The following is a 14531-nucleotide window of genomic DNA, read 5'->3' on the forward strand; positions in this document are numbered from 1 at the left end:
TTCAACCGGAGAACAGCGTGAAACGCCCGCCATCGACCGATACCGGTGACGAATGCAGCGGGTTTTTCAGCGTGCCGCTTGCGGCTCCCGTTTTCTCCCAATTCGCGCACTTTTCTACAATCTGGCCCGACGTTGCATTCTCGATCATGTTCGCCGTCAGCTTGATATACGAGCCATTCGCGCCGATCCAGATCTCATCGGCCGACAGATACATCTTCTTGCCCGCCGTAATCTTCACATCTTGCGAGGCGGCCAAACTCATCGAATCGTTCTGGGCCTGGAGATCTATCGGGCCGCTCGCCGCATAGATCTTGACACCGAGTTTTTCCGCAAACAGGCTGATTTGCTCCAACACACTGGCGAGCAACGCCCGACCGGCTGCAAGGTTGATGTCTTCCCCGGCAACCACGTTGGTTTGCTTGTTTGCCGTGATATGCGCCGACCCTTGCGTCGATGCAGCAATGCCTTCCGGACTGGACAACAGCATGATCGGCTTCGCAAAGCCGTTCGCGTTACCCGTGCCGCCGCCGGCCGTGCGACCGCCCTTGGTCGTGCCGGCCACCGGATGCTGCGTTGCGTCCGTGAAAGTTTTCAGTGCATCGTGGCCGTCTTGTTGACTCTGCGCGCGATTCGTCTGGCTCGCCTTCGACGTCGTCGCCAGCATCGCTTCGGCGCGGGTAAGCTGTTCGGACGCTGCCGTCACACTCAGCGGTTGGGTCGTGGCAGGTTGCGTCGAAACGTAGAGCCCTTGCTCGGCCCGCACCGCACCATAGCTCAATGACTTGAGGTCAAAACCCTGCCCGATGAACGCGCCGCGCGTGTTGCCCGAGTGCTGGATCAGATAGCCCAGGTGCAAATGCGAGCTATAGCTCGTCGAGTACAAATGCACGCGGTTCTGCCCACTGGCGTCGTCCATCATCAGTTGGTTATAACCTTCACCGCCGTACTCGCGCGACAGCAAGCCCGAAGTCAGCCCGTGCGTGTGCCATTCGGGCATGCTTTCGCCGCCGTGCATTCTGGACAGGATCACGGGACGATCGCAATTGCCGTTGATGAAGCCAATCAAGACTTCGTCGTTCTTGCGCAGCGGGAACATGCCGCCGCGCTTGTGGCCCGCATCGGGCATCGCCGCACGTATCCACGCCGACACGTTCTGGTCGCCGTCATTGAGTCGATTGGACGTCAGCCGCACCTTCGCTCGCAGCATCGCATCCGTATAAATCTCTTCGTCCTCGGGACCGCCGACGATGCCCGTCTGAAGCTGCATGATCGGCTTCTTGTGTTCGAACGGACTACGAAACGCGACGCGGCGCCGTTGCGCCTCGATTTCGACGTGGAAGAATCCCACGCCGCCGTCGTCATGGCGTACGGACGAACCCGCACCGCTCGCGCGCGCTTGCTCGACTTCAGCGCGCAGGCTCCTGCGAAAACGCATCAGGTTCTCGAGTCCCGGCACGTTATTCTGAATGAGCCAGTTCACCGAGAGAATTGCCATTTCGCGATCCTGATCCGGCTGCGCATCGTGCACCGGGTGCCCGTTCAGCACCCCATAGCGGCCAGGCCATGCGCAACGCAATGCGCCCACACCGTAGAAGCGTTGCGCGCGTGAGCGCCATTCCTCGGTGACAACGTTTGCCTGAGCCTCGCCCATGTCGCGATCGGACCACGTATGCGACCCGGTGTATTCGTACTGCTCACCCAGCCCCGGTACATCGTCAAGACCGAACGCAGGCATCGTGACGTGCTTCGAAAGATCCGGGCGCTTGTAGTCGAACGTGCCTGTGTCGAGTTCGGCCGACTGAATTTCCTGCGAATCGATCCACTCGCTCAGACCATCGAATTCTTCGTTCTGCACCGAGCGGCTGAACAAAATGGTCTTTTGCTTCAATTCGGGAACCGAGAAAAGATCGTCCATGATGACGACCTTGTGCGACTTGCCGTCCTGCGCGATATCGAAACGCGGAAAAAGACCAAGCTCTTCGAATGTACGATGGACGTAGTTCCAGTCGGATTCCCATTGCATCCGCTGAGAATACGAGCGCAACGATTGACGCAGTTGCCAAGTAAAGTTGCCGGCCGCCTGCGGATACTTCCCAAGCACATCGGACACGGTTTGTTGCGCAGGAGTCTCGATCCAATCGCGCCGGTCACTGCCGAGGCGCAGCAGCGCGAGGAACGAATTGAAGCGGAGCTGGTAGTAGGTATTGGCTCCGTCCCCGCCCAGGCGACTGAATGCAGTCACATAGCCGTGAATCGGCATTTCGCTGCCGTCCATTTGCCGAATCCACAGCGTCACGGATTGCCGGATCAGCGCCTTCGCCTGAATCGTTTCGAGTCGCGTCGACGTTGCGTCGATCGTGAATTCGAAGTCTCTCCCGAGACACGCGCGCCCACGGACATACAGCGGGACCAACCCGTCTTCGCCAAGCGGCGTATCGAGGCGGACAATGCGTCCGTGTTGCACGTATTGCGTGCGCAGCGCCTTGTTCAGGAGATCGGAAACCATCAAGCTACCCCGTACCGTGTAGTAACAAAAACGGCCGCCGGGCGGTGCCGGGCGGCCGATTGGTATCTCATCGATACGGGAGCTTACGTGATGCTTTCGAGTACAACGATATCGCGGGGCAGTATAGGCACGCGGCCCGTCGGGGGATGCATTCGACGTCTGCAGCGAAAGTGCCCGCCGTAGCTGGCATCAGTCAGACGGCGATAAATCGGGCAACCGACGTTTGCCTTGAAGTTTCCGGTCCACAAACGTTAGAAAGTGTGACGCAATCGCGCGTGTACTGCACCCGCAACGCGATACGTATGTAAGCCACGCCCGAGCCGGCGAACCGATGGCAGAGCGACATGTCGCGGCCACATAACCGATACGATGCCTCTGATTCCGCCGACCGACATCAGCACGCTTGCCAGAACGCTTCGCAAGCGCTGTAAACGCAAAAGGCACGGGTTCATCACCCGTGCCTTTTGCGTATCTGGCGTTGCCTACACTCAGAACGTATGCATCATCCCCACATACGCCCCCGTCTGCGACTCGCCCGTCATCGGGCTCGTCCCCGACGTCGCATCCCGCGGCGACGCGATCAGCGAGAAGTTCGAATTCCCGCCGTTGCGGGCATACGCGACCGTGCCATACAGGAACGTCCGTTTCGACAGGTTGTACGTCGTGCCGAGCACGTACATGATCGCGTGCCCCGACGGATCGTGCGACGCGTCTCCACCGCCATCACCCACCTTCACGTAATACCCGCCGCCTGTCACAGCCCACTGCGGCGTCGCCGAGTAGGTCGCACCAAGCCAGTAGTGATCCGCACGATCGGCGACACCAGCCGGGCTATCCGGCGCCTGATAGTGCGTATACGCGCCCTGGATCTTGAACTTCGACACCTTCACGTTCGCGCCGACGAAGTACTCGCGCGACGCCGTGAAGATGTTGCTGAACTTGCCGTTGTTGTCGCGCAGCTCGTCATAGATGCCGCGCACATCAAGCACCGGCGAGTGGTACGAGATCATGATCCCGTCCGAGCGGCCGAAATCGTCGGCCGCGCCGTAGTTGAAGCCGCGCGACTGGTTGCCGAACGCGTATTGCGCCTGCACGTCGAAGCCGCCGATCACCGGGCTGTGATATTCGATGTTGTTGCTGCTCTGCTGCCAGTTGCGGCCGCGCACAAGCGACGCCGACGAAAACGCCTGCTGCACGAACGGATCGAATTCCCACACGCCGTCGCTGTCGATGAACAGGTTGCGGCCGGCCTGCAGTTGACCCCACGTGTTGCTCTTCAACCCGACGTACGCGCGCCGCGACCACATGCGCCCGCCGCCCGTCTGGCCGTTCATCACCTGGAACGCGGTTTCCAGGTTGAAGACGGTCGACATCCCGCCGCCGAGATCCTCGACACCTTTCAGCCCGAACATGCTGGTGCCCCAGTCGCCGCTTTCCGCGCTCCAGCGCGTCCCGCTGCCGCCGTTCGGCTTCGCGATGTGGTTCAGGTATTCGATGCCGCCGTCGATCCGGCCGTACAGCGTGACGCTCGTCTGCGCAAACGCAGCCGCCGGCGTGGCGGCCGCAATCAGCCATGCGAAGTATTTGAGTCGCAAAATGATGCCCCCTCGAAGTCTCGACCGTCCGTCGCGCGCCCCATGCACGCGCCTCGGGTCGCTTATCCGCGATCGATCGAAAAACGTCCGGGGCCGGCCGCGCAGAGCGCAAGCAAGCCGCCCGAGATCGCGATGTTCTTGTAGAAATGAATCATGTTGTTGATCTGCTCGCCGCCCGTCATCGTCCAGTAGTGGTGGCCGATGATGCCGGTGCCGATCGTATACAGCGCAAGCAGCAGCGCGAGCGGCCGCGTCTGGAAGCCGACGAGGATCGCGATCCCGACGAACAGCTCCATCACGACGGAGATCGCCGCCGAGATGATCGGAGCCGGCGCGCCCTCGCTGCCCATGAACGCGATCGTACCGGAGAAGTCGATAATCTTCTTCCAGCCGAACATCACGAACAGGATCACGAGCAGGATTCGGGACAGCAGCAGCAGCACATCGCGCTGGGACGCGAGAAACGGTTGATTCGGTGTCATGGTGTGATCAACGAAAACGATGCGCGCGCAACCGCACGCACCGGATTGCCTGTGAACCGGAGCGAGCGGCCAATCGCGCCGCCCGCCCCGCTCTGCAACAACCGGCATCGGGGCCCGCCCGATGTGCTGTGCTCCTCCTCTTTTACGTTGTCGCCCTGCTTCGTCGCATGCCGCGTCAGCGCAGCTTCGCGACGTCCTGCTCGGTCACCTTCGCGGCCGGATTGCCGAACTGCCCGGTCACGTAGTTCGTCAGCGCTGCGATCTGCGCATCCGACAGCTCGTGGCGGAATGCCGGCATCCCGACGTCCTCGCTGCCGGCCTTGCGCTGCACGCCGTTCAGGATCACCTGCACGAGGTTGGTCGGATTCGGTGCGCCGACCGTCGAGTTGTGGAGCAGCGGCGGATAGTAACCGTCCGGCGTGCCCTTGCCTTGCATCTGGTGGCAGGTCGCGCAGTTGCCGAGATACAGCCGCGCCGGATCGATGCCAGACGATGCGAGCACGACGCCGCGCAGCTTCAGGCCGTCCTCGGCCGGCTTGCCCCACGACGAGCGCGACTGCTTCGCGTCGCCGTTGGCCACCGCCGGCACCGTCCGGATGTACGTCGCGATCGCGCCGATGTCGGCTTCGGTCATCTTCGAGAAGCTGTGCTCGACAGCCTCGGCCATCGGGCCGGCCGCCTGCGCAAGGCCCGGCACGCTGCCGGTGCGCAGGTACTGGACGAGCTGCTGCTGTGTCCAGCCGCCGATCCCCGCGTTCGGGTCGGACGTGATGTTGTAGCCGTCCCAGCCCGCGAGCACCGAGCCCGACAGGAAGCTGCCGCCCGTTTCGTCGAGCGACTTCTCCTGCATCGCGATGCCGCGCGGCGTGTGGCACGTGCTGCAATGCGCGAGGCCCTGCACGAGATACGCGCCGCGGTTCCACTCGGCGCTCTGCGCCGGCTTCGGCTGGTAGACGCCGTCCTTCAGGAACAGCCAGTTCCAGATCTTCAGCGGCCAGCGCATGCTCAGCAGCGCGGGGATCTCGTTCTTCGGCGGCGCCTGCTTGACCGGCTCGACGCCGTGCATGAAGTACGCGTACAGCGCCTGCACGTCGTCGTCGTTGATCTTCGCGTACGACACGTACGGCATCGCCGGATACAGGTTGGCGCCGTTCTTCGACACGCCGTGCCGCACCGCGCGCTCGAAGTCGTCGAACGTCCAGTTGCCGATGCCTGTGTCCGGGTCGGGCGTGATGTTGCTCGTATAGATCTTGCCGAGCATCGGCACCGGCATGCCGAGGCCGCCCGCGAACGGCTTGCCGCCCTTCGCGGTGTGGCACGCCATGCAGTCGCCCGCGACCGCGAGGTATTCGCCGCGCTTGACTTGCGCCGGATCGGCCGAATCGGCCGCGCGTGCGAGGCCCGGCAGCGCGAGGCAGCCGGCGAGGAGGAAGGTGAGAGTAGATTTCCGCACGGTCAGACTTCCTTCTTCAGCGTGTCCGACATCCGCAGCGCGAGCGCCGCGATCGTCAGCGTCACGTTCACCGTACCGACGGTCGGCATCGTCGAGCTGCTCGAGATGAACAGGTTCGGATGGTCGAACGTGCGGCAGTCCTTGTCGACGACCGAGTCGCGCGCATCCGCGCCCATGATCGTCGCGCCGGTGATGTGGTTGTTCGGCGCGAACTCGTCGTTGAAGACGACGTCGGTGCCGCCGAGCACCTTCGCGGCCGTCGCGTAGACCTCGCGCGTGTGCACGGCGCCGCGCTTCACGTAATCGTCGATCGCATACGTGATCTCGGGGCGCGGGATGCCGACCGCGTCGGTGGCCGTCTTGCTCGGCACGATGCGGTTCTCGGGCTGCGGCAGGATTTCGTGGAAGCAGTCGAACTGCACGTAGCGCGCGGAACGGTCGCGGATCTGCGCGTCGAGCTCCTCGTGCTTCATCAGCTTGCCGGCCTTGAAGATCTTCTGCGTCTCCTGGTTGATGCGCGACATGTTCGACAGGTGGATCTTCTTCGCGGCTTCGGTCGCACGGAACGGGCCGTCGCGGAAACCGATCAGCGACGTCATCTCCTGCGGGCCGCGGCCCGGCCACAGCTTCTCGTTCGCGTAGAACGACACGCCGGTGCCCGGATGGTCCATCAGGTTGCGGCCGACCATGTCGGAACTGTTCGCGACGCCGTTCGGGAAATCGCGGTTCGCGGACATCAGCAGGATCTTCGGCGTCTCGATGCCGTTGGCGGCGAGCACGAAATACTTGCCCTCGACGCGATGGTCAGCGCCCGTCTTGTCCTTGTATATCGCGGCGACGATGCGCTTGTCCGGCCCGGTCTCGAGCTTGTAGACGACCGCGCTGTCGATCAGCTTCGCGCCGGCCTGCTCGGCCTTCTCGACGTGGACGATGCCGTTGTACATCGCACCGATCGGGCAGATCGGCATGCAGTTGTTGTTCCCGCAACAAGTCGGCCGGCCGTCGTACGGGCGGCTGTTGCGCGCGACGGGCTCGGTCACCACGTGGAACTTCGGGTCATAGCCGTTCAGCGCGCTCTTGATGGTCTGCTCGTTGAACGACAACGGCAGCGGCGGCATCGGGTATGCCTGCTTGCGCGGCGAGTACAGATCTTCCTCGGGGCCCGGGCCCCACACGCCGAGCTCTTCCTCGGCGCGCTGGTAGTAATGCTCGAGGTCGTCGTACTGGATCGGCCAGTCGCGGCCGACGCCGTACACGGTCTTCATCTTGAAGTCGTTCGGGATGAAGCGCCACGCCGACGCGGCCCAGTGCCACGTCGTGCCGCCCACCGCGCGGATGTACTGCGAGTTGAACTTGTGCTCGCCCTTCAGGATCAGGTAGTCGTTCGGCGGGCCGTATTCCGGATGCGGCGCCCACGGGCTCGACGGGTACGGCGCCATGAAATCGGTCTTGTCGGGCTGGTTGCGAAAACGCTCGACGATTTCCCAGCGCGGCATGCGCGGGCCGGCTTCCAGCAGGATCACGGACTTGCCCGCCATCGCGAGCTGGTGTGCAACGATCGCGCCGGCGACACCCGATCCGACGACGACGATGTCGGCTTTTTGCGTATCGGTATCGGCCATCAGGCTTGCCTCTCGATCGGTTTTTCGGCCCAGAAGCCGGGTTTGTTGGGGCAATACGAAGGGATTACGAGGGTATCGGACACCACGCTGAACATTAATGCTTCTTCGTAAGTAATCACGACGTTGTCGACGATGCCGAGATACCACGCGCCGAGAATCGTCAATGCGAGCGATTCCTGGTCGGGATTCAGCGAGCCGGATGCGAGCGCACCGGCGAGTTGCGACAGGCTGTCGGCCGTCTTGAACGAGCCCTTCTGCAGCGCCTGCAGATAGCGCTCGCCGGTGACGCGGCTCAGCCCTTTCTTGCCGGTCAATGCTTCGGAAAGCGTCATGAACGTATCGAGCGGCGCGGTGGCCGGATCGTCGGCCAGGGCCCGCAACGCCAGCGAGCCGGTGAGGCCCGCCGCCGTCAGCGCCAGTGCGCCCTGCAGCCATTGACGCCGCGTGATGCCGGTTACGGCTGCGTCGTTGTCACGACGCGATTGGGGGGTGTTGTCGTTGTGCATGTTTCCTTCTCTCGAACACCGGATTCGGGAAAACCACGCTTGATATTTCTCAAACATTGGCGCGGCCCTGAAATGTACGCGCACAAATCGGATCGAACAATCTTTTTATAGTCCATTAAATGTTCCGCAATCCGCGACAATCGATATTTCGCTGCAATTTTGTGTCGTCGGCGCGACAAATCTGCCGCGGGCACGCCCGTGTCGCGCGCCGACCACACACTGCACCTGCACGCCGTGCTGCGCGCGCGCGGCGGTCGGTTAGAATCCCGTGCAATCAAACAGAAAGCTTCCCTCCGAGGGCAATCGAGCGATGAAGCAGCACGACAAGCACAACAAAGAAACGAACCACACCCACCACACGACCCGGCTGCTCTGGCGCATCGGCGCCGTCGCGGCGCTCGGCGGCGCCGCCGCGCTGTCGCTGCATGCGGGCGCGGCGCGCACGGTGAGCGTGTCGCCGCAAGGCACCGTCACCGAAGTCCGGCAGAGCGTCGTGAAGTTCGACGAACCGATGGTCGCGTTCGGCTCGGCCTCTGCGCCGAATCCGGCGCGCGTGACCTGCAACGATTCGACGGCCGCGCGCGGCTCGGGCCACTGGCTCGACGACAAGACCTGGGTTTACGATTTCGAAAGCGACCTGCCGCCCGGCGTACGCTGCTCGGTCGCGCTCAACGACACGCTGCGCTCGGTCGCCGGCAATGCGGTCAGCGGCCCGCGTCGCTTCACGTTCCAGACGGGCGGCCCGTTCCCGGTGTCGGTGCGCCCCGGCTCCCGCGAGATCGAGGAGCGGCAGGTCTTCGTGATGAAGCTGAACGGCCCGGCCGAGCCGCGTTCGGCGCTCGCGAACATCTGGTGCGAAGCGGCCGGCATCGGCAACCGCATTCCCGTCACGGCCGCCGACGACGAGACGCGCAACGCGCTACTCGATCATTTCGGGCTGAAGAAGGAGGCCGCGCGCGTGCTGACGCTGTCGTGCTCGCAGGCGCTGCCGGCGAGCGCGAAGATGCAGCTCGTGTACGGCAAGGGCGTCGCGAGCCCGAGCGGCATCGCGAACGAAACCGAACGACGCTTCGATTTCACCGTGCGCGCACCGTTCGCGGCGAGCTTCTCGTGCGAACGCGAGAACGCGAAGGCGCCCTGCACGCCGCTGCGCCCGCTCACGCTGTCGTTCAACGCGCCGATCGCGCGCAAGCAGGCCGAAGCGATCAAGCTGCGCGGCCCCGACGGTTCGCTGTCGCCGACCTTCGCGGCCGACGATCACAGCGAGGAAGTGACGACCGTCACGTTCAACCCGCCGCTGCCCGCGCAGGCGGCTCTCACCGTCGAGCTGCCGTCGGGCCTGCACGACGTGACCGACCGGCCGCTGTCCAACGCGGACCTGTTCCCGCTCGCGACGCGCACCGCGCCGATGCCGCCGCTCGCGAAATTCTCGTCGGGCACCTTCGGAATCGTCGAGCGCTTCGCCGAGCCCGGCACGCCCGCGCTGGTGCCCGTCACGCTGCGCAACGTCGAGGCCGACCTGCATATCGCGGGCCTCAACGCGGGCGGCGCGCAATTCGCGAACCTGAAGGTCGAGAACGACACCGCGATCCGCCAATGGATGCGCACCGTCGATCGCTTCGACAACTGGTCGATGACGGCCGGCTCGATCGACGACCAGATTCCCGGCCTGCTGGAGCGCAAGGGGCAACGCCCGGTCTACGTGCCGCTCGAGGCCGGCGAAAAGCAGCCCGCGCCGAAGAACCGCCGCATCGACGTGCGCTCGCTGTCGCTGCTCGCGGGCGAGCCCGGCGCGCAGGTGCTGACGCTGCCGAAGGCCGATCCGAAAGCGCTGCGCCCGTTCGAAGTGGTCGGCGTGCCGATCGAGAAGCCTGGCTTCTACGTGCTCGAACTCGCGTCGCCCGCGCTCGGCCGCTCGCTGCTCGCGAAGCCGTCGAGCATGTACGTGCGCACCGCCGTGCTCGTCACGAACCTCGGCGTGCACCTGAAACAGGGCCGCGAGAACAACCTCGTGTGGGTCACGACGCTCGACAAGGGCAAGCCGGTGCCGAATGCGCAGATCCGCGTGTCGGACTGCACCGGCGACGAAATCGCGGCCGGCAAGACCGACGCGCAGGGCCTGCTGAAGATCGACGGACCGTTCGAGCCGAAGCGCGAATGCAGCTCGTCGGAACAGCGCTTTAGCGACTACTTCGTGTCGGCGCGCGTCGACGATCCGAAGACGGGCCCCGACATGGCGTTCGTCAGCTCGGGCTGGAACCGCGGGATCGAATCGTGGCGCTTCAACGTGCCGACCGACACCGACAGCGCGCCGACCGTGCGCGCGCATACGGTGTTCGACCGCACGCTGCTGCGCGCCGGCGAAACCGTGTCGATGAAGCATTTCATCCGCACCGAGACGCTGCAGAGCCTCGCGTTCCCGTCGCAATACCCGACGCGCGTGACGATCCGCCATCTCGGCACCGGCCAGACGTACAAACTGCCGCTCACGTGGGCGGCCGACCACAGCGCGGATTCGCAGTTCACGCTGCCGGCCGCCGCGAAGCTCGGCGAATACAGCGTCGAGCTCGAAGGCGGCCCGGAGGACGCGCCGACCGCCACCTATTACAGCGGCAGCTTCCGCGTCGAGGCGTTCCGCCTGCCGGTGCTGAAAGGCTCGATCGGCGCGCGCGACGCGCAGAAGAGCCCGCTCGTCGCCGTGAAGGAAGCGCCGCTCGCGGTGCAGATCGACTACGTGTCGGGCGGCGGCGCATCGAACCTGCCCGTGCAGGTGTCGGCGCTGATGAAGTGGGCATCGCCGCCGTTCGCGGATCGTTTCGAGGATTTCAGCTTCACGCCGTATCGCCCCGACACGAGCGACGGCAATGCCGACGACGATGCGCAGGACGGCGACAACGCGTCGGCGGCGGCGTCGAGCAACGATCCCGACGCGACGAAGCTGATCGCCGACAAGCTGCCGCTGACGCTCGACCGCAACGGCGCGGGCTCGGTCACGCTCAAGGGCCTGCCCGACGTCGACGCACCGAAGCGTATCGCGCTGGAGGCGACGTTCGCGGACCCGAACGGCGAAGTGCAGACGATCCGCGGCGACACGATCCTGTGGCCGGCCGCGGTGGTGGCCGGCATCAAGGCCGGCCGCTGGGTGTCGGTCGGCCAGCGCGTGCCGGTGCAGGCGCTGGCGGTCGACCTGCAGGGCAAGCCGCGCGCGTCGGTGCCGATCGAGATCAAGGGCGTCGCGCGCATCACGACGTCGTCGCGCAAGCGGATGGTCGGCGGCTTCTATGCGTACGACAACAAGAGCGATACGCGCGACCTCGGCGTGCTGTGCTCGGGCAAGACCGACGACAAGGGCCGCATGGCCTGCGACGCGACGCTCGAGCAGGCCGGCAACGTGCAACTGATCGCGGTCGCGAAGGACGGCGACGGCCGAACGTCGAATGCGTCGACGTCGGTATGGGTCACGCGCGAGGACGAGCTCTGGTTCGGCGGCGACAACACCGACCGGATCGACGTGATCCCCGAGAAAACGTCGTACGAACCGGGCGAAACGGCCCGCTTCCAGGTGCGCATGCCGTTCCGCTACGCGACCGCGCTCGTCGCGGTCGAGCGCGGCGGCGTGATGGAAACGCACATCGTCGAGCTGAACGGCAAGAACCCGACCGTCGACCTGAAGGTCGGCGAATCGTGGGGGCCGAACGTCTACGTGTCGGTGCTCGCGCTGCGCGGGCGGATTCGCGAGGTGCCGTGGTACTCGTTCTTCACGTGGGGCTGGAAGGCGCCGGTCGAATGGGCGCGCGCGTTCTGGCGCGAAGGCCGCCACTATGAGGCGCCGACCGCGTTCGTCGACCTGTCGAAGCCCGCGTTCCGCTATGGCCTCGGCGAGATCAAGGTCGGCACGGGCGTTCATCGCCTCGGCGTGACCGTGACGACCGACGCGACCCGCTACACGGTACGCAGCAAGGCGCAGGCGCACGTGAAGGTCACGCTGCCGAACGGTCAGCCGGCACCGGCCGGCACGCAGATTGCGATCGCGGCCGTCGACGAGGCGCTGCTCGAACTGATGCCGAACAACAGCTGGGACCTGCTCGACGCGATGCTGCGCCGGCGCGCGTACGGCGTCGAGACGGCCACCGCGCAGATGGAAATCGTCGGCCGCCGCCACTTCGGCCGCAAAGCCGTGCCGGCCGGCGGCGGGGGCGGCAGCGCACCGACCCGCGAGCTGTTCGACACGCTGCTGCTGTGGAACCCGCGCGTGACGCTCGACGCGAACGGCAGCGCAACCGTCGAGGTGCCGCTGAACGACGCGCTCACGCGCTTCCGGATCGTCGCGATCGCGGCGGTCGGCCCCGACCGTTTCGGCACGGGCAGCACGTCGATCCGCAGCACGCAGGATCTGCAACTGATCTCCGGCCTGCCGCCGCTCGTGCGCGAAGGCGACGCGTTCCGTGCGCAGGTCACGCTGCGCAACACGACCGACCGCGCGATGCAGGTCGTCGTGACGCCGCGCGTGACAGGCCTCGACGTCGCACCGCAAACCGTGTCGCTGGCCGCGAATGCGGCGACCGAGGTCGCGTGGACGATCACCGTGCCCGAACAGGCGCTCGATGCGGCCGGTGCGCTGAACTGGCGCATCGAGGCGGCCGAGCAAGGCGGCAAGCGCGCGTCCGACGCGCTGGCCGTCGCGCAGAAGGTCGTGCCCGCGCTGCCGGTGACCGTGCAGCAGGCGACGCTCGCGCAGGTCGACGGCACGCTGACGGTGCCCGTCGCGGCCCCGGCCGGCGCTGTGAGCAACGCACAAGGCGTGCCGCGCGGCGGCATCGCCGTGTCGCTGCAGTCGAAGCTCGCCGACGGCCTGCCCGGCGTGCGGCGCTGGTTCGAACGCTATCCGTATCGCTGCCTCGAACAGCAGACGTCGCGTGCGATCGGGCTGCGCGACCCCGCGCAATGGCAGGCGCTGATCGCGCGCATGCCCGTCTATCTCGACAGCGACGGGCTGGCGAGCTACTTCCCGCCGTCGTCCGACGATTCGCATCATGGCAGCCCGACGCTGTCGTCGTATCTTCTCGTGGTGTCCGACGAAGCCAGCCGCCTCGATCCGCGCTTCGCGCTGCCGGAAGACCTGCGCACGCAGCTCGAGGCCGGGCTCGCGCGCTTCGTCGACGGCCGCCTCGAGCGCAACGCGTGGGCGCCGCGCCAGGATCGCGACCTGCGCAAGCTCGCCGCGATCGAGGCGCTGTCGCGCTACGGCGCCGCGCAGGGCCGCATGCTCGGTTCGATCGAGATCGCGCCGAACCAGTGGCCGACCTCGGCGGTGATCGACTATCACGCGATCCTCACGCGCGTGAAGGACATCCCGCAACGCGACGAGAAACGCGCGCAGGTCGACCAGATCCTGCGGGCGCGCCTGACTTACCAGGGCACGCAACTCGTGTTCTCGACCGCGCGCGACGACGACCTGTGGTGGCTGATGACCAGCAACGAGACCAACGCCGCGCGCCTCGCGCTGGAATTCGCGGGCGACCCGGCATGGAAGGACGAAATGCCGCGCGTGACCGCCGGCCTGCTCGCGCTGCAACGTCAAGGCGCATGGCAGACGACGACGTCGAACGCACTCGGCCTGCTCGCAGTCGAGCGCTTCTCGCGGACCTACGAGAGCACGCCGGTCGCCGGCGCGACGAAGGTGGCGCTGGGCGGCGACGAGCGTTCGATCTCGTGGTCGCAAGCGGCATCGGCCGCGCCCGCCGATGCGCCTGCGTCGGCCACGCCGGCGACCCGCGCGGCCGCCGCGCGCAGCGTGCTGATGCCGTGGCCGCGTGCGTCGCAGGGGCCGGCCACGCTGTCGGTCACGCAGGACGGCACGGGCCGCCCGTGGGCCACGGTCGAAAGCCTTGCGGCCGTGCCGCTGCGCGCGCCGTTCGCGGCCGGCTACCGGATCTCGAAGACCGTCACGCCCGTGTCGCCAGCCGTCAAGGGTGTGCTCACGCGCGGCGACGTCGTGCGCGTCCATCTCGACATCGACGCGCAGAGCGACATGACGTGGGTCGCCGTCAACGATCCGATTCCGGCCGGCGCGACGATCCTCGGGTCGGGCCTCGGCCGCGATTCCGAAGCCGCGACGCAGGGCGAGAAAACCCCCGACGGCGCGTGGCCGGCGTTCATCGAGCGCGACTTCGACGGCTATCGCGCGTACTACGACTATTTGCCGAAGGGCAAATTCTCGGTCGAGTACACGGTGCGGCTGAACAACGTCGGCACGTTCGGATTGCCGCCGACGCGCGTCGAGGCGCTGTATGCGCCGTCCGTGTACGGTTTGTGGCCGAACCCGCCGATGACCGTGAAGCCGGCCGACGCGGGCAAGTAACCGGGC

7 protein-coding genes are annotated in these 14531 nt (G+C 65.8%); 1 reads left to right on the forward strand and 6 read right to left on the reverse strand.

The window, feature by feature from the left end:
- Position 1: 1 nt before the first annotated feature.
- From JYG37_RS21205 to JYG37_RS21230, 6 genes are all read right to left on the reverse strand, one after another.
- The gene (locus JYG37_RS21205) at positions 2-2506 is read right to left on the reverse strand and encodes a type VI secretion system Vgr family protein (RefSeq protein WP_213346338.1); all 2505 of its coding nucleotides are present in this window, start codon (positions 2504-2506) and stop codon (positions 2-4) included.
- A 488-nt stretch (positions 2507-2994) separates the two neighbouring features.
- Entirely contained in the window at positions 2995-4101 is a 1107-nt protein-coding gene (locus JYG37_RS21210; protein WP_089489432.1) for a porin, read from the reverse strand.
- A gap of 62 nt (positions 4102-4163) precedes the next feature.
- Complete coding sequence (locus tag JYG37_RS21215; protein ID WP_050012789.1) at positions 4164-4583, reverse strand: DoxX family protein; 420 nt, start codon at positions 4581-4583, stop codon at positions 4164-4166.
- A 175-nt stretch (positions 4584-4758) separates the two neighbouring features.
- Positions 4759-6036: a cytochrome c gene (locus tag JYG37_RS21220; protein ID WP_213346340.1), complete on the reverse strand. Its 1278-nt coding sequence runs from the start codon at positions 6034-6036 to the stop codon at positions 4759-4761.
- Positions 6037-6038: 2 nt separating this feature from the next.
- Positions 6039-7658 (reverse strand): GMC family oxidoreductase, encoded by a 1620-nt coding sequence (locus JYG37_RS21225; RefSeq protein ID WP_089489433.1) that lies wholly within the window; start codon positions 7656-7658, stop codon positions 6039-6041.
- Complete coding sequence (locus JYG37_RS21230; protein ID WP_050012792.1) at positions 7658-8164, reverse strand: sugar dehydrogenase complex small subunit; 507 nt, start codon at positions 8162-8164, stop codon at positions 7658-7660. Before JYG37_RS21230 ends, JYG37_RS21225 begins: the two co-directional genes overlap by 1 nt.
- A 310-nt stretch (positions 8165-8474) precedes the next feature.
- Between JYG37_RS21230 and JYG37_RS21235 the strand changes: the two genes are divergently transcribed.
- The gene (locus JYG37_RS21235) at positions 8475-14525 is read left to right on the forward strand and encodes an alpha-2-macroglobulin family protein (RefSeq protein WP_213346342.1); all 6051 of its coding nucleotides are present in this window, start codon (positions 8475-8477) and stop codon (positions 14523-14525) included.
- Positions 14526-14531: the final 6 nt, after the last annotated feature.

Origin of the sequence: Burkholderia sp. LAS2 (genome assembly GCF_018417615.1) — a bacterium.
GTDB lineage: Bacteria > Pseudomonadota > Gammaproteobacteria > Burkholderiales > Burkholderiaceae > Burkholderia > Burkholderia sola.

What these genes read in the sequence shown, in the direction of transcription:
- JYG37_RS21205 (WP_213346338.1), bottom strand. Translation starts at nt 2,506, where the DNA reads ATGGTTTCCGATCTCCTGAACAAGGCGCTGCGCACGCAATACGTGCAA.
- JYG37_RS21235 (WP_213346342.1), top strand. Translation starts at nt 8,475, where the DNA reads ATGAAGCAGCACGACAAGCACAACAAAGAAACGAACCACACCCACCAC.
- JYG37_RS21215 (WP_050012789.1), bottom strand. Translation starts at nt 4,583, where the DNA reads ATGACACCGAATCAACCGTTTCTCGCGTCCCAGCGCGATGTGCTGCTG.
- JYG37_RS21230 (WP_050012792.1), bottom strand. Translation starts at nt 8,164, where the DNA reads ATGCACAACGACAACACCCCCCAATCGCGTCGTGACAACGACGCAGCC.
- JYG37_RS21225 (WP_089489433.1), bottom strand. Translation starts at nt 7,658, where the DNA reads ATGGCCGATACCGATACGCAAAAAGCCGACATCGTCGTCGTCGGATCG.